At 48.1% G+C, this 18212-nt stretch carries 12 protein-coding genes; 10 read left to right on the top strand and 2 right to left on the bottom strand.

The genetic code is table 11. The features are described 5' to 3' along the window. Positions 1–10: 10 nt before the first annotated feature. The 4 genes from ACJJIF_RS11690 to ACJJIF_RS11705 all read left to right on the top strand — a co-directional run bounded on the left by ACJJIF_RS11690 (position 11) and on the right by ACJJIF_RS11705 (position 5163). Positions 11–265 (top strand): exodeoxyribonuclease VII small subunit, encoded by a 255-nt coding sequence (locus ACJJIF_RS11690; RefSeq protein WP_444928527.1) that lies wholly within the window; start codon positions 11–13, stop codon positions 263–265. A 15-nt stretch (positions 266–280) separates the two neighbouring features. Continuing rightward, positions 281–1174, top strand: a complete 894-nt coding sequence (locus tag ACJJIF_RS11695; protein ID WP_444932345.1) for a polyprenyl synthetase family protein — start codon at positions 281–283, stop codon at positions 1172–1174. Positions 1175–1269: 95 nt separating this feature from the next. Further along, positions 1270–3186: a 1-deoxy-D-xylulose-5-phosphate synthase gene (gene dxs, locus ACJJIF_RS11700; RefSeq protein ID WP_444928528.1), complete on the top strand. Its 1917-nt coding sequence runs from the start codon at positions 1270–1272 to the stop codon at positions 3184–3186. Positions 3187–3312: 126 nt separating this feature from the next. Further along, positions 3313–5163 (top strand): DUF885 domain-containing protein, encoded by a 1851-nt coding sequence (locus tag ACJJIF_RS11705; RefSeq protein ID WP_444928529.1) that lies wholly within the window; start codon positions 3313–3315, stop codon positions 5161–5163. Positions 5164–5248: 85 nt separating this feature from the next. Here ACJJIF_RS11705 and ACJJIF_RS11710 read toward each other — a convergent pair whose 3' ends face one another. Further along, positions 5249–7303 (bottom strand): TonB-dependent receptor, encoded by a 2055-nt coding sequence (locus tag ACJJIF_RS11710; protein ID WP_444928530.1) that lies wholly within the window; start codon positions 7301–7303, stop codon positions 5249–5251. A 756-nt stretch (positions 7304–8059) separates the two neighbouring features. Between ACJJIF_RS11710 and ACJJIF_RS11715 the strand changes: the two genes are divergently transcribed. From ACJJIF_RS11715 to ACJJIF_RS11740, 6 genes are all read left to right on the top strand, one after another. Continuing rightward, positions 8060–9442, top strand: a complete 1383-nt coding sequence (locus tag ACJJIF_RS11715) for an MATE family efflux transporter (protein WP_444928531.1) — start codon at positions 8060–8062, stop codon at positions 9440–9442. A 125-nt stretch (positions 9443–9567) separates the two neighbouring features. Then, positions 9568–11418 carry an IucA/IucC family protein gene (locus ACJJIF_RS11720; RefSeq protein ID WP_444928532.1) on the top strand — a complete coding sequence of 617 codons (1851 nt, stop codon included), beginning with the start codon at positions 9568–9570 and terminating at the stop codon, positions 11416–11418. Beyond that, positions 11405–13324, top strand: a complete 1920-nt coding sequence (locus ACJJIF_RS11725) for an IucA/IucC family protein (RefSeq protein WP_444928533.1) — start codon at positions 11405–11407, stop codon at positions 13322–13324. Before ACJJIF_RS11720 ends, ACJJIF_RS11725 begins: the two co-directional genes overlap by 14 nt. Continuing rightward, positions 13308–14618: an AMP-binding protein gene (locus ACJJIF_RS11730; protein ID WP_444928534.1), complete on the top strand. Its 1311-nt coding sequence runs from the start codon at positions 13308–13310 to the stop codon at positions 14616–14618. Before ACJJIF_RS11725 ends, ACJJIF_RS11730 begins: the two co-directional genes overlap by 17 nt. Positions 14619–14656: 38 nt before the next feature. Beyond that, positions 14657–16033, top strand: a complete 1377-nt coding sequence (locus ACJJIF_RS11735) for a DUF6005 family protein (RefSeq protein ID WP_444928535.1) — start codon at positions 14657–14659, stop codon at positions 16031–16033. Continuing rightward, the gene (locus tag ACJJIF_RS11740; protein WP_444928536.1) at positions 16030–16878 is read left to right on the top strand and encodes a sugar phosphate isomerase/epimerase family protein; all 849 of its coding nucleotides are present in this window, start codon (positions 16030–16032) and stop codon (positions 16876–16878) included. The genes ACJJIF_RS11735 and ACJJIF_RS11740 overlap by 4 nt, the downstream gene beginning before the upstream one ends. A 139-nt stretch (positions 16879–17017) precedes the next feature. On the opposite strand, the gene rsgA is transcribed toward ACJJIF_RS11740, so the two are convergent. Further along, positions 17018–18136, bottom strand: coding sequence for a ribosome small subunit-dependent GTPase A (rsgA, locus tag ACJJIF_RS11745; protein WP_444928537.1), 1119 nt, complete (start codon positions 18134–18136; stop codon positions 17018–17020). Positions 18137–18212: the final 76 nt, after the last annotated feature.

Here is an 18212-nt window from a genome sequence, read left to right on the forward strand (position 1 = left end):
AGGCGATGCTATGGCGGCGAAGAAAAAAACAGCAACTTTTGAAGAGAGTCTCGAAGCGCTGGAACAGCTGGTTGAGCGGCTCGAAGGCGGCGATCTCCCCTTGGAGGAGGCCCTCGCTGATTTTGAAAAAGGGGTGAAACTCACCCGGGAGTGCCAGCAGAAGCTCGCCAAAGCCGAGCAGAAAGTGAAGCTGCTAATCGAAGAGAACGGCAATATCCGCGAGCTTCCCTTTGAGACCGACGACAACAGCGGGGACCCGGTTTAAGTGAGTTCCGCAAACTTGCCAGAGCAACTGAAGGCCTTTCTACAGGCCTCCTCCACACGCGTCGAAAGCCGAATCCAGCAGGCGTTCAGCACCCCGGTCGACGGCGCAGAAAAGCTGTTCGAAGCGATGGGCTATGCCGCGCTGGGCCCCGGTAAACGCCTGCGCCCCGCCCTCGTCTACGCCTGTGCCCAGGTTTTCCGGGGTATCGATTTTGATCTGGCCCATTGCGATAGCACAGCGGCGGCGCTGGAGTGCATTCACGCCTACTCCCTGGTGCACGACGACCTGCCGGCCATGGATGACGACGACCTGCGCCGAGGTCGCCCCACCTGCCATATCGCCTATGGCGAAGCCACAGCCATTCTCGCCGGCGATGCCCTGCAAACCCTGGCATTCGAATTGCTCCTGGCGGAGCAACTCACCCCTCAGCTACAGCTACAGTTATTGCGCGAGCTTGCCGCTGCGGCGGGAGCCCGGGGCATGGTTGCCGGCCAGGCGATCGACCTGGACTCCGTTGACCAAAGCCTCAGCCTGAATCAGCTGGAACCCATGCACCGCCTCAAGACCGGCGCCCTGATCTGTGCCAGCGCGCGTATGGGCGCACTGCTCGGCGGTGCCAGTGCCGGCGAACTGGAGATTATCAGCCGCTACGCCCGGGCTATTGGCCTGGCGTTTCAGGTTCAGGACGATATTCTCGATATCACCGCAGAGACCGCCGTTTTGGGCAAAACCCAGGGCGCGGATGCCCTGCGCAACAAGCCCACTTATGTCTCCCTGCTGGGCGTCGACGGCGCGCGGGAAAAGCTGGCAAAACTGCACGCCCAGGCCTCCCAGGCACTGCAAAGTCTCGATGGCGATACCCAGCTCCTGCAACAACTCGCAGACTATATCGTACAGCGCGGACACTGAGTCACAGCTTTGCCCGTGGGGTTTGGGATGCAATATGCCCGCCACGGGCATACAATCCCCCTCAATATCACCATCTGTTGCAACTGATACCTTTGATGCTCGAAGAAATTCCACGCACACGCCCGCAGACACCGCTTCTCGACTCGATCGACGACCCAGCACAGCTGCGCGCCCTCGATGAACGCCAATTACCAGAACTCGCCAGCCAATTGCGCGAGTACCTGCTGTACTGCGTCGGCCAGACCGGCGGACACTTTGGTGCCGGTCTCGGCGTGGTGGAACTGACCATCGCCCTGCATTACATTTTTAATACGCCGGAGGATCGCCTGGTTTGGGATGTGGGCCACCAGACCTACCCCCACAAGATCCTCACCGGGCGCCGCGAACAAATGTTGTCCATGCGCCAGCAGGGAGGCCTATCCGGCTTTCCCAAGCGCAGTGAGAGCCCCTACGATACCTTTGGCGTCGGCCACTCCAGCACCTCAATCAGCGCCGCCCTGGGCATGGCCCTGGGCTCCCCCGACGACCGCAAGGTAGTGGCGGTGATCGGCGATGGCGCCATGACAGCGGGAATGGCTTTCGAGGCCCTGAACCACGCCTCACATACCGGCAGGGACATGTTGGTTGTTCTCAATGACAACAGTATGTCTATCTCAAAAAATGTCGGCGGGCTGGCCACCTACTTCGCCAAAATTCTGGCCAGTAAGACCTACCTGAATATGCGCGAGGGCAGCCGCAAGATACTGTCAGCCATCCCCAAAGCCTGGCAATTGGCGCGGCGCACCGAAGAGCATGTCAAGGGCATGATTACCCCGGGCACCCTGTTCGAAGAGCTGGGCTTTAACTACGTGGGGCCCCTGGATGGCCACAACATGCACGACCTGGTGCACACCCTGCGCAACCTGCGCAGCCAACCGGGCCCGCAGCTTCTGCATATCGCCACTACCAAAGGCAAGGGCTTTGGCCCCGCAGAAGAGGATCCGGTGGGCTACCACGCGCTGAACAAGCTGGAGCCGGAGGCCAAGGTGCAAGTGGCGGTGCCGGGCAAAAAGAAACTGCCCAAGTACCAGGATATTTTTGGCCAGTGGCTGTGCGATACCGCAGAACAGGACGAGCGCCTGGTCGCTATTACCCCGGCCATGTGCGAGGGTTCCGGTATGGTGGCGTTCTCCAAACGCTTCCCGGAGCGCTTCCACGATGTGGCTATCGCCGAACAACACGCCGTCACGCTCGCTGCGGGTCTCGCCTGCGAAGAACAGAAACCGGTTGTAGCTATTTACTCGACCTTTTTGCAGCGCGGCTACGACCAAATGGTGCACGATGTGGCAATCCAGAACCTGGATGTCACTTTCGCCATCGACCGCGCTGGCCTAGTGGGCGAAGACGGCCCCACCCACGCGGGCAGCTATGATCTCTCATTTATGCGCTGCCTGCCCTACCTGGCCATCGCCGCGCCCAGCGATGAAAACGAGTGCCGCCAGCTGCTCTACACCGCTTATCAACACCAGGGGCCCGCCGCTGTGCGCTACCCGCGCGGTACCGGCATGGGCACCGCTATCAACAAGGAGATGACAGAGCTGCCCATCGGCAAGGGGCGCCTGTTGCGCCAGGGCAGCGGTGTGGCCATCCTCAGCTTCGGCACCCTGCTCGGCCCGGCTATGGCTGCGGCAGAACAACTGGGGGCCTCCGTCGCCGATATGCGTTGGGTAAAACCCCTGGACGAAGCGCTGATCGATGAACTTGCCGATAGTCACCAACTCTTAGTGACTATCGAAGAGAATACTATTGCCGGCGGTGCCGGAAGCGCCGTACTCGAATACCTCAACAGCAGCGCCCGCTCGATGCCCGTGCTGCAACTGGGGTTACCGGACCAGATTATCGAGCACGGCAAACACAAAGATCTGCTCGCTGCCATCGGCCTCAATGCCTCCGGTATCGAGGAGCAAATTCGCCGGCGCCTGCAACTGATCGATCACCGGGATTTTGGCAGTCGCACTGCGGCGGCCAACTAATCCGGGCCACTACGACAGCCAGCCGTCGCGGCTGGCTGCTCTTCGCATACCCGGCAGCGGTTCCAAGCCGCCTCTTACACAATACTCGGCCCTCGCTGAGGCCACACGCTGTTACTTGAGGGGATTATGTCGTTTATTAAAAAAGCCCTATTTACATCCCTGGGACTGATCGCCAGCCTTAACGCTGCGGCGATGGACCAGAACGCCTTCCGCAAAGCTTACAAGTCACTCCCGGAGAGCAGTGCCTCCGAGCGCCTCAGCGCCCTACAGGACTTGCGCTATCGCTGGATTATGGAGAGTTACCCCAGCCAGGCAACTTATGAAGGCTACCCCGGGCAAAATCATCGCTGGGTGGATGATTCTCTCAAGGCGGTAGAACTCAGACAGAAACAGACCAGAATCCTCTTGGGGGCCGCACGCAATATCGATCACAGCGACCTGCCCGCCGAACAGCAATTGGATTACCAACTGCTGTATCAGGACTTGTTAAGAGAAGTGAAAGGCTTCCAGTTCCCCGATCACCTGCAACCGATCACTCATATGAGCGGTATCCAGCGCAGTATACCGGAAGTCATCAGCAACATGCCCAGGCGCACTGTGGCGGATTACGAAACGATTATCAGCCGCCTGGAGGGATTGCCAGTCCTGATCGAGCAAACCCAGGGGCTTATGCGCCGGGGGCTGCGCAAGGGGGTTACACCACCGCAAATCACCCTGCGCGACCTGCCGCGTCAAATACGCGCGCTGGTCCCCGCTGCGCCGGAGCACAGCCCGCTGCTGACAGTTTTTCAGCAGATGCCAGAGACCATTCCCGCCAGTAAGCGCAAAAGCCTGCAACAGCGCGCCTACACCATTTACAGCAAACAGTTGCTGCCGGCCTGGCAGGGCATGGCGGAGTTTGTCGAGCGCAAATATATTCCCGGAGCCCAGGTGGATACGGCTCTAACCAGCCGCCCCGACGGCCTGCGCTGGTACGCTCATAAAGTGGAAGAGAATACCACCACCGACCTGAGCCCCGAGGAGATCCACCGCATTGGGCTCGCGGAAGTGGAGCGAATTCGCGGGGAGATGGATAGAATTATCCAGCAGACCGGCTTCCAGGGAGACTTCAAAGCCTTTACCGAATTCCTACGCACAGACCCGCGCTTTTACCACACCAGCCGCGAGGGGTTACTGCGGGATTACCGCGATATTGCCAAGCGCATTGATGCCGAGCTGCCCGCCCTGTTCGGTACCTTGCCGCGTCTGCCCTATGGTGTGAAACCGATACCCAGCTATTCAGAACAAGCCCAAACCACAGCTTATTATCTGCCCGGCTCCAACGAAGCGGGCCGCGCGGGTATCTTCTTTGCCAATACCTACAATCTGCCCAGCCGCCCGAAATGGGAGATGGAAGCGCTCACGGTACACGAGGCGATGCCGGGCCACCACCTGCAAATTGCCCTGGCACAAGAGCAAACGGATATTCACCCCCTGCGCCGCATGACCTTCTACACCGCGTTCGTTGAGGGCTGGGGTCTCTACTCCGAGAGCCTCGGTTATGACCTGGGTTTATATAAAGACCCCTACAGCGAGTTCGGCGCCCTCACCTACGATATGTGGCGCGCCGTGCGTCTGGTCGTGGACACCGGCATGCATCAGCTGGGCTGGAGCCGCGAGGAGGCGATCGAATACTTTATGGCGAACAGCGCCAAGCCGCTCCACGATGTCACCGTCGAGATCGACCGCTACCTGATTTGGCCGGGCCAGGCCCTAGCCTACAAACTGGGACAGCTGAAGATTAAAGAATTGCGCAAAGAGGCCGAAGAAACCCTAAACGGTAATTTCGATATCCGCAGTTTCCACGACGCTCTGTTAGGCGCCGGTGCCCTGCCCCTCAATATTCTCGAACAGCGTATGGACAATTGGCTGAAAAGTCAGTCCTCTGCGTCCGTCCAAATCGATGAGCAGCAGATTGAGCAGCCCGTCACCAGCTAATCCAGGCCTACCGGCCCTTCCTTTTGCAATAGACTTCAAATCTATTGCAAAAGGAGACCCTATCTAAACAGCCCGAATCCCAACCTTACCACTGGAAATTAACACCAATATAAACTGAGCGTGGCTCACCGGGAAAATAGCGGCTACCGCTGAAACTGCTGTAATCCGCCCGCTCTGCGTAGGCCTTATTGGCGATATTCAGTAATCGTGCAGAAATTTGATACTGTTCCCACTGCCAGGCCAGATGGAGATTCAGTAGATCGTGTCCGGGGTAGCGGTGAGTATTTTGTGGGTCGGTAAAATAACTGCCCTGGTGTAGCCACTCCAACTCCGCTGAGATAGCCGCACTCGGCGACCAGAGCAGGCGATAACTGCCAAAAGTTTTTGCTGCAGAATCGATAAAGTTTCCATCCAACGCCACGCCCTGTAACTCCCGCTGATCATCGTAACGGTGCTCGGCATAACTGCTACTCACCTCTAAGCGCAGGTTTTCCGTAAAATCATAGTCGAGCGCCAGCTCCAGGCCCCAGTGCCGGGTCTTGCCATTGGACTGATTAAAATAATCGGCATCGCGAAAAATTACATTCGCCTTTTCCATGGCATAGGCCACCCACTCAAATGACAAGGAATCGCCCACTCTCCTCAGGCCTATTTCAAAGCTATTAATTTCCTCCGGGTGCAACTCTGCAACAGTTTGTTCGCGCTGCAATCGATATAACTCTGTCGCCTGGGGCAGGCGATAACCTTGGGCTAATTGAGTAAATAGCTGTAGTTCATTATTTAATCGTAACAGCGCACCCAGCTTGGGGGAGAGATTATTGAAGCGATCTTTTCGATCATCCGGGCGGCTAAACCGGCAGCCACCGAAGTCACAAGCCAGGCCATTTTCATCGGTGCGCCCAGCGAGCATTTTATTGCTGTAATCATAATAGGCGGACTCAAACCGCACTCCAGCAGTAATTGCCAAATAATCACTGAGCTGCCAGCTTGCCGAGGTATAGGGGGCGATATTCCAAGCGGTCACCCCATAGTCGTAGTGCTTTCCCTCTGGGATAGTCGCCTGAAGAAACTCCGAACCCTCGGTGGCACTGGCTTGAATTTCCAAGAGGTATCCCTCACTGAGCTCTGTGTCGACACCCGCAAGCAGATTCAGCTTTTCACCCAGCGCCAGATAATAGCTGCTTCTAACGCCTATACTTTCCTGGCCATTTTCCTCCACAGGCTGGCCCGGCACATAGTGCTGTAAAAAACGCATTTGGGTTTTGCGCAAATACGGCGCCAAATGAAATTGATTCCCCCGATCCATGGGTATATCAATCAGGGAATACAATCTTAACCCGTAGGCATCCCGAAATGCCTCTGGGCTGGGATTTGTACGGTTCAAGTGGCGATCGCGATAAGCGCCCTCCCCCTCAATGTAACCCGCAGTCTCCTGACTCAGGTTTGTCGCGACCAGACGAGTCCGAATCCTGCTATCACCAATATGGCTGACGTACTGAAAACTGGCCTTTTGCTGTTCCAGACCCGACTGCTCTCGATATCCCCCATCAGTGGCCAAATACAGGTCTGTACTTATCCCATCCCCCTGCCTATTGAGGTGATGATCCGCTGACACACCCACCCGGTAATAATCGTGGGGTCCCGCCTCCATATTGAGTGATCCACCCTCAGCCGCATCCGGGGCGCGGCTGATAACATTGATCACTCCGTGCAGTGCGTTGGAACCGTATAGCGTCCCGGCGGGCCCCCGAATAACCTCAATACGCTGTGCAACCTCGCTAAAAGATTCAAACAGCTCATTGATATTACAAAAACCATTTGCTCTCAGTGGAATCCCATCTTCTGCTGTCAACAGCCCACCACAAGCTCCCGCACCCGTCAATACTGGAGAGCGCACAGCTGGCAGGTATTCCTGTCCATTTCCTCTTGCCAGGTTTACTCCAGGTACACTCACCAGGCTCTGTTGGATATGGGTATTACCACTTTTCTTAAGCTGATCACCCTCTACAACAGAAACACTCTCCACCCGCTGTGAAATATCCTGCTCATATCTACCCGCCGTAACAACGAGGGTTTCAATCTGAGTTTCACTGCCATGTGAAAAGCTGATTGGAAACAGAGCCAATGCAATGTAATTCACAGCGACCTTATTTATAATCCCCAAGTCTGCAACCCCACCCCTTAATAGACTGAACATCTTATTTAGTATCAGACAATAACAGAAATTTATATTTACTACCCTTAAGGAACCTCAGCGGAGCCAATTGACTTTGATATAAAACCATCTGTACCTTACCGAAAGGTTTCTATCCGCTTTCGCAGCATTAACTGAAGAGAGAACAATTACAGGTGTTTGATCCCTGCTGCGTACAGCCCACAAAAGCAGCAAGTCACCATTGGCGGGCAATAACGTACCAACTAAAATAATATCGAAGTAGTCTACAGGGATTATCAACAACCCCTTGAACCTGCAAAGTACTATTCATCTGACCGCCCACCTTAATATCATTTTTCAAAACTAAACCATGTACAGAGGCCTACGACTTTAGTATGGGATGACCCAATAGGCATCAGCATATAGATACTATTTTTAACCACTAATACTAATTTAACAGGAGCTCTCCAAGCCAGATATGACTTACCTGAATATTTGGCGCAGACAAATATCAACACAGCCATGTACCTCATTGTCAGGCTTTCCCCCGACAAAAATTAAATGCAGACTGTATTATTCCTAATACAATTTTTTAGCTTTTAGAGTATCAAAACTTTATCGTACAGCTTTATGTATCAAGCTAAACCTATCAACACCAATGACAATCACTACTATTTGTAGCGAGTGGAATATATCATACCGCCCCAGAACTTATTTTTTCTCATAATTTGAGACACTTTAATGTCAAGCCAAAATCCAGCGCTTTCCGGTCGTATCATCAAAACTTTTTTTTACTATGTACTACCCTCAATAGTCGGCTTAGTTGCAATAACGAGCGCTAACCTGATTGACGGTTTTTTTGTCGGTAACACTATAGGCACAGATGCTCTCGCTGCAATCACGCTAATGATCCCGTACTTCACCTTATTGATAGCTATTGCCATTATGCTAGCAATAGGCGGAGCTGTGAGTGTAGGCAAAGCCATCGGTGAAAAAGACCTGAAAACGGCACATGCGATTTTCAGCCAATCCATCATTGCCGCTGCAGCTATTAATACTCTACTGGCATTGGGCAGCTTGGCTTTTAATGATCTACTTTTCGAAATACTCAATATCTCAGCTCAGATTTCGGTATTAGCAAGGGAGTATTTCGATATAATTCGCTGGGTATTCATTTTACAGCTAACCACAATGGTGCTGTACTATTTTGTCCGCTCTGATGGCCATCCGATATTAGCTACATGCGCATTAGTCATAGGCGCCGTACTCAACATCCTGCTCGATGCCTGGTTTATCGTTTATTTGGAGCTCGGATTGGCTGGAGCAGCTTATGCCACCGCCATAGCGCAAGTTATACAACTCTTAGTATTGAGCCGTTATTTCTTTAGCAAAAAAAGAACACTTAAGTTCGAGTTACAACAGACAAAGTGGAAGTTACTTTTCCATTCAGCTTACAACGGCATATCAGAATTTATAAACGAGATATCTGTTGGCATTATTTTTTTCATTTTAAATACCTTGATGATTATGCGATTAGGTGTGGATGGTGTAGCAGCCTTTACTCTGGTCAATTATTTCATTTTCTTAAGTGTTATGCTCAGTTACGGCTTGGCTGATGCATTACATATCGTAGTTAGTCAAAACTTTGGCGCTCAGAATTTAAGCAGGGTAAAGTCTTTTTTGTCAATTGCGATATTAAGCACCATCTGCCTGGGTATTATTATTGTTGCGTTGCTTGTTTTTTGGCCCGAAATCTTTCTGGGCTGGTTTACCAATGAGCAAGATCAGGAAATATCTCTGGTCAGCATGCAATTGCTACCATTATTGCTTCCTCTATTTTTAATTAATGGCACTAATATCGTTTTAACCTGTTACTTAACAGCAGTACACCAACCAAAGCCATCAGCTTTAATTGCTATTAACCGCAGTCTAGTCCTCCCCGCCGTATTTTTAATTGCTTTTTATTACATATTGCCCAACTGGAAATTGTTACCAGCAATAACAAATGATTTATCATTTATTATTGCACTACCGCTAGCGGAATGGTGCAGCTTTTTATTAGCCGTCTACTTTTGCTACCAATACAGGCCTACAAAGCTAAAAATAAATCAAAATTCCGCCTAAATAAAACCAAGTGAGATAAACCTCTAAAATAATAGTAACAATTGTAAACCTGCTTGATGATGAGAATATGTATCATTATCATCTAGGTAAGTTCTTTTATTTAATACCCCCAGGAGAATACCGTCATGCTATTCACCGCAAAAGAGCTGGCGGAAAAGGCTTCTTTTCAGGCATTTGCTAATGCATATATAAGAGAAGTAGATCCTGGTGTTTGGCATACAAGTTCTGATTGGCAACTGCAAACAGGTGTAGCTCTTGAAGAAAAAAATGGTTATACGCTAGAACTCTACTTGAACGGAGCTGGAATTACACTTGCCCTAGAAGCCTCTTATCGCTCAATTGTTGGTCGACATGTATTTACCAAAAGCTATCGAAAATCAGCCAATCAATGGAATTGGCAACCCATAGATTTTACCTCTGTAATCATGCTGTTAATCGATAACATTTATACAAGAGAGAGCAATCAAACTCACAAACCAAATACCCCCGCCAATAAAATTGAACTATTAAATCGCACTTTAGAAAGCCTTCAAATTATGCAAAATTATCTAGCTCAGCGGCTAGATGATCCCAGTCTCAATAACTCCGACTATATCTCCTCTGAACAGTCTCTATTATTTGGACACTGGCTCCATCCAACACCCAAATCACGCCAAGGCATTCACTCCTGGCAGCATGAAAAGTATACACCGGAATTAAAGTCTAAATTTCAACTACACTTTTTTGCTATTTCAAGAGAGCTTCTAGAACAAGACTCTTTTTTCGACGAGAGTGTTGAGCAAATTATTAACAGAATGTTAGAAGCTGAAGGTAAAGATATAAATATAGATATCGACAAACAACTAATACCTGTACACCCGCTACAAGCACAGTGGCTATTACATCAAGATTACATTCAACACTTACAGCGCGATGGGCTGATCGTTGACTTAGGTCTTATGGGTAAGATGTTTACACCCACCTCATCAGTTCGCACTTTGTACTGTAGTGAACTTAATTATATGATCAAGCTCTCGATCCCCGTAAAAATCACCAATTCACTACGAAAAAACAGGACTCATGAACTGGACCCAGGGCTAAATATTGGAAAATTATTTTCACTAAGCAATTTCAAGGAAAAATTTCCACAATTTACTTTAATCGAAGATCCTGCATTTATTACCGTTAAACTACCCCATATGCAGGAAACTGGATTTGAAACTATTATACGTCAAAATCCATTTAGTAAAGATATAGACACCCAGGGATCACCTACACTTTCAATCGCAGCATTAGTACAAGATCCTATTTTACCTGGCACTCAATCTAAGTTAGCACAGCAAGTGTTAAAACTGGCCTCCAAACAGGGGGTTAGCGCCGAAAAAGCGGCACTAAAATGGTTTAATTGTTATTGGCAATGTGCGATTGAACCAACAATTATACTTTATGACAGTCAAGGTATTGGCCTAGAAGCTCATCAACAAAATTCTTTATTGACCATTCATGAAAACTGTCCAATTAAATACTACTATCGAGATAATCAGGGTTTCTATTTGTCAGAAAAAATGCAGGGTGAGTTACTCACAGCTGTGCCTGAATTAAGCAACAATCCTGACTTATTTTACCCTGACAACATGATCACAGACCGCGTTGGATACTACCTATTTATCAATCAATTGTTTTCGGTTATCGGTCGCCTGGGGCAAGACAACCTGATTGATGAGGGTCAACTGTTAAAATTAAGTTACAATAAACTTAAGCAGCTAAAACATGAGGCATTAAAAGGCGTTGGCATAAACTTTATAAACAGGTTGTTCAACAACTCCAGCATACCCTGCAAAGGAAATCTTCTAACCCGTGTTGAAGATATTGATGAGCTAGAGGCAGAAAAAGAATTAGCGGTTTACACCAATATCAGAAATCCTTTTTTTGACCTACACCAAAAATACTTAAATAACGCAGAGGAAGCTAACGAGGTGGCTCTTGCTCACAGCTAACCCACCGCAGAACTCATCCCCAAAAGGCCAGGAGTTCTCTCCGTCCAAGAAATCGGCCCTCCGCTTAGCTGGAGAGAACAGAGTCATTCGCCAGCTCCTGGAAGCCTTATTGTTTGAGCGGCTTTGCGATTACTCTTATTACGATAATTTTTTCTATTTTATATTAGGAGAATCCTATTATCGAGCTTTAGGCAGGATTTCTGGCTTTAGCCGAGTTAGAATCAATGCAAATGAAATGTTTGTTGCTCAAAGAAAAAATAACCATGTAGACACTAAGCCGCAAACATTACAGATAAACGAATCATATCAAGATAGCGATTGGCAACCAATAACACTAAAAACCCTTATCGAGGACTTGCCTGTCTCAGCAGTAGCAAAACAACAACTGACAGTAGAGCTTGAACAAACGGTTAAACTTTGCCAGTGGAACAACAAACATTTAAATCGCTATAAAAGCCGCCGCGAATTAACTTATACTCAACTAGAATCTGCAATTGACGAAGGCCACTCTTATCATCCATGCTTCAAATCCAGGACTGGATTTAGCGAGCTAGACCACAAACTATATGGCCCAGAATTTGGCAATAGATTCCAGCTACACTGGCTAGCCATTCGACGCCGCTATTTGAAACATAGCTTTAACTCTACGAATGAAAAAACATTTTGGGAAGCCGAACTTGGCGAACAATGTTACCAGCAATTAAATACTAAAATTAACAATATCACTTCCGATAATACTGACTTTTCATTGATACCCATCCACCCATGGCAATGGAAACATCTGCAAGACAAACTTGAATCAGCCATTAGTGACGGACAAGTACTTTACCTTGGAGAAGCAGGCGACCAATACCAAGCCAGCATTTCAATTCGCACACTACTAAATATCAGCCACCCTGAAAAAGCCAATATAAAACTACCTCTGAGTATAATTAATACCTCTTCGTTGCGCACTATAGAAAGTCACACAATCTGTACTGCACCGGCTATATCCAACTGGCTGGCAAGCATTTGGGATTCAGACAACTACCTAAAGAAAAATATGATTTTACTGGCGGAGTACGCTGGAATAAGACCCGCAAACGACGGGAGTAAATCTCAAGCATGGATTGAAGACCTTGACAGCCAATTAGGTGTAATTTTTCGCCAAAGTTTGCACTTATACTGTGAAGATAAAAATGTAATACCTTTTGTAGCCCTAAGCTTAATAGAACAAGATGGCAACCCTTTTATTGAGCCCTGGATTGCTGAACATGGCTGTCATAATTGGTTGGAGCAATTGCTCGAAAAGACAATTATCCCCATCTGGCATCTATTGGTTCATCACGGCATTGCTATTGAGGCACACGGGCAAAATATCTTATTGCAACATAAAGACGGTTGGCCTGAAAAAGTAATAGTACGCGATTTTCATGAAAGTATGGAGTTCACTTACAATTACTTAGCACAACCCGAGCTAGCCCCTATTTTTGCCGATATCGAGGAAGAGTATCGCTTTGGCGCCGCCAACCAATATTACTGGATGGAGAGCATCGAAGCTTTGCGCGAACTGTTAGTAGACACCTTATTGGTTTTCAATTTATGTGACCTTGCAGTACTGCTTGAAGATTATTATCAATATTCAGAAGTTGATTTCTGGAAATCAGTTTATCAGAGCTTTAAAAAATACCAACAATCAGGCTTAACTGCGCAGCAGCGTATAGCTCAAGTCGATTTATTTCAGCTCGAAATCAAAACCGAATCACTACTGGATAAAAAAATCCGCGGGAATCGTCAAACAGAATTTCACCACCCAATAAGAAACTCGCTAGCAGACGCTGCCCTGCATGACTCCAACAAGGAAACGCCCAAGACATTAATGTCAGCGCCAGCAGCGCCCGAGAAACCCTATGCTTACAATAAATGATAAATTTTACAGCAAAAAAGATTTTAACGAGCAACAGCAGCTCTACACTTTAATAAACGCTATTAACGAGAGTGACGCCATTGCGGTATGTGTGGAAGATAATTTTATCTGGCTAACTTTATGTTATTACTTAAAATCAAAGAAAATATCTGCCATGCCTATTCACTCCAGTGTTCCACAGGACACTGCAAAGCGTATGGCAGAAAACTCTGGCTGTGACCTGCTGATCTATGGTGATCTAACACAATTAATCGAGATACCAACAACTAACTTGAACAAATCTGATGCGGGCATTATTCAGATGAGTTCAGGTACCACCGGCGAGCCCAAATGCATATTGCGCAGCTGGGGAGATATCGACATTGAAGTAAACAGTTATTGCCAAGCCTTCAGCGAGCCAGATAGCATGATGCCGGTTATCGCCTGCCCAATTACCCATTCTTATGGATTAATCTGTGGTGTGATGGTTGCTCTGAATCGGGGACAATCCCCCCTCATCATTAGTAATATAAATCCTAAATATCTTATCAAGAAGCTACAGAGCTGTCAGCGTCCACTATTGTACACTTCCCCAGTGATGTTACAGGGTTTATTGCGTTTGTGGCCCACCAACAGCAAACTATTTGCCGCGATGACTTCAGGCTCCACTATGTCACAACAGGTGTTTGAGCAGATCCAAGAGCGCGTGGAAAACTTATATCAACAGTATGGATGCTCTGAGGCGGGCTGTATCAGTATTGGGCAGGATTTATCTGCGGCTAATGACCAGGGTAAGCCATTACCCCATATAGAGATTAGTTGTGGCAATCTCAATAATAAAAATAGAGAAATAGTTGCTTATGTACAAACCACATCAGGAACTAAGATAATTAAAACACAGGATATCGGCTACTTGAACGATAGTGGTCGACTGCATTTTCTGGCACGAATGGATGACACCATTATTATCTCAGGACTAAACGTATATCCCGCAGAAATAGAAGACATCGTACTTGAACACCCGCAAATTGATGATGCTGTGGCATTTAAGGTAGATGATCAGTTTGCCGGCCAGCGAGCTTGCTTACAGTATGTCGCTTCCCCAGCAATAGCCCCCGCTGAATTACGCCAATGGTGCCATCAACATTTAGCACCATTTCAGGTGCCGCAAATATTACAGCCGGTTGACGAAATAATGCGAATGGCTAACAGCAAAGTGAACCGCAAGCAAATCGCACACAACTACCAACAAAACATGCAAGCTGAAACAAATAAAGCTGATAAAGCAAGCCTGGATAAAAGATTCAACCAGTAAGCATACGCTATCTATCCGGCAAACAAAAAATATTAATTATGCAAAAAACTGAAATAGTAGATTCGATTCAGAGCATACTTACTAACGAGCTGAATCTGCCCCACACAAAAAACATTCAGCTTCACTCCAGGCTAAATGAAGATTTATATCTTGATTCAGTACTGATACTGCAACTACTCATCAGCCTGGAACTAAAACTGGGGATTGATATACCTGATGAAGCCTTAAGTTTGAAGGATTTTGATACGGTCGATAGCTTTAGTGATTTCATATTGGGCCGGATTGATTATAAGACCAGGGAGAATACCTCCCTCAATAACACAAAACCTCAAGATAAACCAGGCGTCAAAATAGTCCAGGCAGAACAAACTGAGGAGCAGGCAGAAGAATTTGAGGATATCAAAGTACACTGCTTTGTGAGCTGCCTATGCGAATGCATCAAGGCAAATGATCGCGTTGACCATAGACCATTTTATTTTGGTGTTTGGGATGCCGAGGTTGTTATCGATAATGATTATTGCATCAATTATCACGCTGAGAACTTGAACCATGACTTCTTTCGTCATTGGTTCAAGGAAATCTATGCTGTCGAGGTCAGATCCTGGTACAACCCAAAGCTATGCAAAAGCGATAACATTAATACATTACTAACATTACTAGACAATAAGCTCGCCAACCAGCACATAATGGTAATGCTAGACATGTACAGGCTGCCAGACCGAGAAAATAAGTTCAATCAAAATCCGTTTCCTCACTATGTCATGCTGGAAAACAGCCAAGATCCAGAAATGTTATTTATGTGGGATCCCGACTTTCGCTGGGAGGGAGAACAAAATAAAAAACAAGTGTTACACGCAATCGAGTCGGACGCTGTTGCCGGCGGCTATATTTTTGATAGCGAGCAAATTGAAGCAAGCTCAAACCAGTCAATTTCCGATTACTTTATCGCCTGCTTAAACTTAGAAAATAATCCGATGACTGATGCCGTACGCAAAATCATCGAGGCACACTTAACCCCTGAAAGCCAGCTATGCCCCTCCAACTTAAGCCGTGCGCTTACTCAACTGCCAGTATTGGCCATTCGAAAATATGCCTACGAACATGGCTTGGCATTTTTTATGCTGCAACTAAACCTGGATTTTGATGAATTTGAAACATGGTGCGAGATTATTGAAGAGCTAGTTTCAACCTACAAACAGATTCAATTTCGCTCAATGAAAATAGTAAATTGTATTACTGAGGGAAACTACTCTCCCGAACTAGCGACAGGTATCAAAACAGAAATCATACAGCTGCTGGACCAGCAAGATCAGCGGGAATTTAAGATAAAACACCAGCTATATAGATTACATCAACAGTGGCAAACTCATACAGCCACTACTGAAAAAGAACCTTCCTTTGAGAGGTGCATATGATTTTATCTATTTGTACAATCTCTTTTCGCCACCAATTAGTTTCAATTGAGCATCTGGCAAAATGGGCGCAGCAAAATCATTTCCAAGGAATTGAATTATGGGGAGTTCACGCAAAAAACCTTACTTCTCAGCCAGAATATAATAAAGATTGGCTGGCGGACTATGGTTTAAAAATCACGATGTTAAGTGATTACTTGGCACTGAACGCCACTGAAGCAAAGCTACAAAAACAAGTGGAACATTTATGTTACTTGGCAAAACATTGGGGTGCAAAGAAAATTAGGACCTTTGCCGGCTCAGAAGCTAGCGCCAACACCGCTGAACACAGCTTTGCACGATTAGCAAAAACTTTGCGCAAAGTCTGTCAATGGATGTCTCGACATGACCTCAATCTGGTCATTGAAACACACCCCCACACATACGCGGATTCCGTGCCAGCAACAACGCGCCTCTTGCAGAGAGTCGCCTGCGATAATCTTAAAATCAACTTTGATGCGCTCCATGTCTGGGAGTCAAAAAGCGAAATTATTCCAGCGTTTGAAGCTTTAAAACAAGACATCAATCATCTCCACTTAAAAAATGTAAGCTCTGCTGAATTCCTGAGTGTATTTTCGCCAGCCAATGTTTATTCTGCTTCCGGCTCACGGGAAGGTATTGTTCCGTTATTTGATGGTGCTGTTAACTATCAAGAGTTTATAACCCATATTAGCCAACACCCGGACAAGAGCGTTCGCAATATTGAAGCTTCACTGGAGTGGTTTGGTGATGACTGCAAAAAAACATTAGCTAGAGATAGATATCTGATTCAGCAACTTCAGCAGTGTCGCGACCCTCTAGCCATTTAAAGAGTTGGGCCTGCTTGCTGCTGCGTGGGAACCTTACACAATTTGCCAATAGGAGACGCCACCCGCCTTGGGCGCTGCCACTTTAAAACTCTTCCACTCATTGAGAAGCACCCGGGAAACCTCCCGGGTGCCAGTTCTATCAATCCTCTGAATATTTACGCTTACGCGCCTGGTTTTGCACAGATCGATACATTTGGGATAGCGCTCTCTGCCCTGCGCGTTTCTGCGCCAGGGTTCGACCGTTACGACATATCTCCTGTTGCAGTTTTTGCCAATTGCGCAGACGCCGCTCATCCAGCGAGCCGCCCGCTATTGCCTCTTGTACCCCACAACCTGGCTCTGACTGGTGCTGGCAATCAGAGAAGCGACACTCTCCGGCCAAAGCCTCAATATCGGAAAAGGTCTCTGCCACGCCATCTTCAACATTTACCAGTCCCAGCTCCCGCATTCCGGGACTATCGAGTATCAGCGCCCCCCAACTCAATGGGTGCAGGGAGCGCTTGCGTGTAGTGTGGCGACCTTTACTATCAGCTTCACGAATAGTCCCGGTCTCAGCCAGGGATTCGCCAGACAGCGCATTTAACAAAGTGGATTTGCCCACGCCAGAAGAACCTAACAGCGCGATAGTTTCCCCAGGTAAACACCACTGGCGCAGCTGCACCACGCTTTCCCGATCCAGGCTGTTTAACAAGGCTAGCGGTAATTCCCCAAACGGGCGCAATGCCTGAAGGAAAGGGGCGCTGTCGTCACACAGGTCGACCTTAGTCAATATCAGGTGGGGGCGGCAACCGGACTCCCGCGCCAGGGCCAAATAGCGCTCAATACGGGAGAGGTTAAAGTCGTCATTCAGGGAGGAGACAATAAAAACGCTGTCGATATTGGCAGCGATCATCTGCACTTGCTGGGCACCGGGCGCCATGCGCTCAAATCGGCTGCTACGGCTCAACAGGCGCACGAAATATTCACTGCCTTTTTCTAATAACAACCAATCTCCGACCGCCGGCAAACTAGCCACAAGACTTCCAGTTAGAGGCAGGGATATAGCTCCCTGCTCGCCGGCCAGTTCCAGGCGACTGCGGTGTACCGCCATAACTCGCAGCGGCACACATTGCTCGTATTCTTCGAGCGTCAACTGTTGTTGGAAAAAAGACTTCCAGCCAAGTTTTTGTAGCGGAGAAGATTCCCGCTCAACTTTACTGGATGCGGATTTAGTGCCGAATCTGTTAACAGACCAACGGGTAAAATGTGATTTACTCAAGATTGAAACCCTCTGGGCGCAACAAAGCGCCAAGCGACCGCGATAACACGGTCAACAGAGCTTTCTCAGGGAAAGC

Source organism: Microbulbifer regidiadema (SeqCode), assembly GCF_052467605.1.

Excerpts from the sequence above, each read along its gene's own strand:
- ACJJIF_RS11735 (WP_444928535.1), top strand. The coding sequence starts at position 14,657 with ATGCAAAAAACTGAAATAGTAGATTCGATTCAGAGCATACTTACTAAC.
- ACJJIF_RS11715 (WP_444928531.1), top strand. The coding sequence starts at position 8,060 with ATGTCAAGCCAAAATCCAGCGCTTTCCGGTCGTATCATCAAAACTTTT.
- ACJJIF_RS11730 (WP_444928534.1), top strand. The coding sequence starts at position 13,308 with ATGCTTACAATAAATGATAAATTTTACAGCAAAAAAGATTTTAACGAG.
- ACJJIF_RS11720 (WP_444928532.1), top strand. The coding sequence starts at position 9,568 with ATGCTATTCACCGCAAAAGAGCTGGCGGAAAAGGCTTCTTTTCAGGCA.
- ACJJIF_RS11690 (WP_444928527.1), top strand. The coding sequence starts at position 11 with ATGGCGGCGAAGAAAAAAACAGCAACTTTTGAAGAGAGTCTCGAAGCG.
- ACJJIF_RS11740 (WP_444928536.1), top strand. The coding sequence starts at position 16,030 with ATGATTTTATCTATTTGTACAATCTCTTTTCGCCACCAATTAGTTTCA.
- ACJJIF_RS11705 (WP_444928529.1), top strand. The coding sequence starts at position 3,313 with ATGTCGTTTATTAAAAAAGCCCTATTTACATCCCTGGGACTGATCGCC.
- dxs (WP_444928528.1), top strand. The coding sequence starts at position 1,270 with ATGCTCGAAGAAATTCCACGCACACGCCCGCAGACACCGCTTCTCGAC.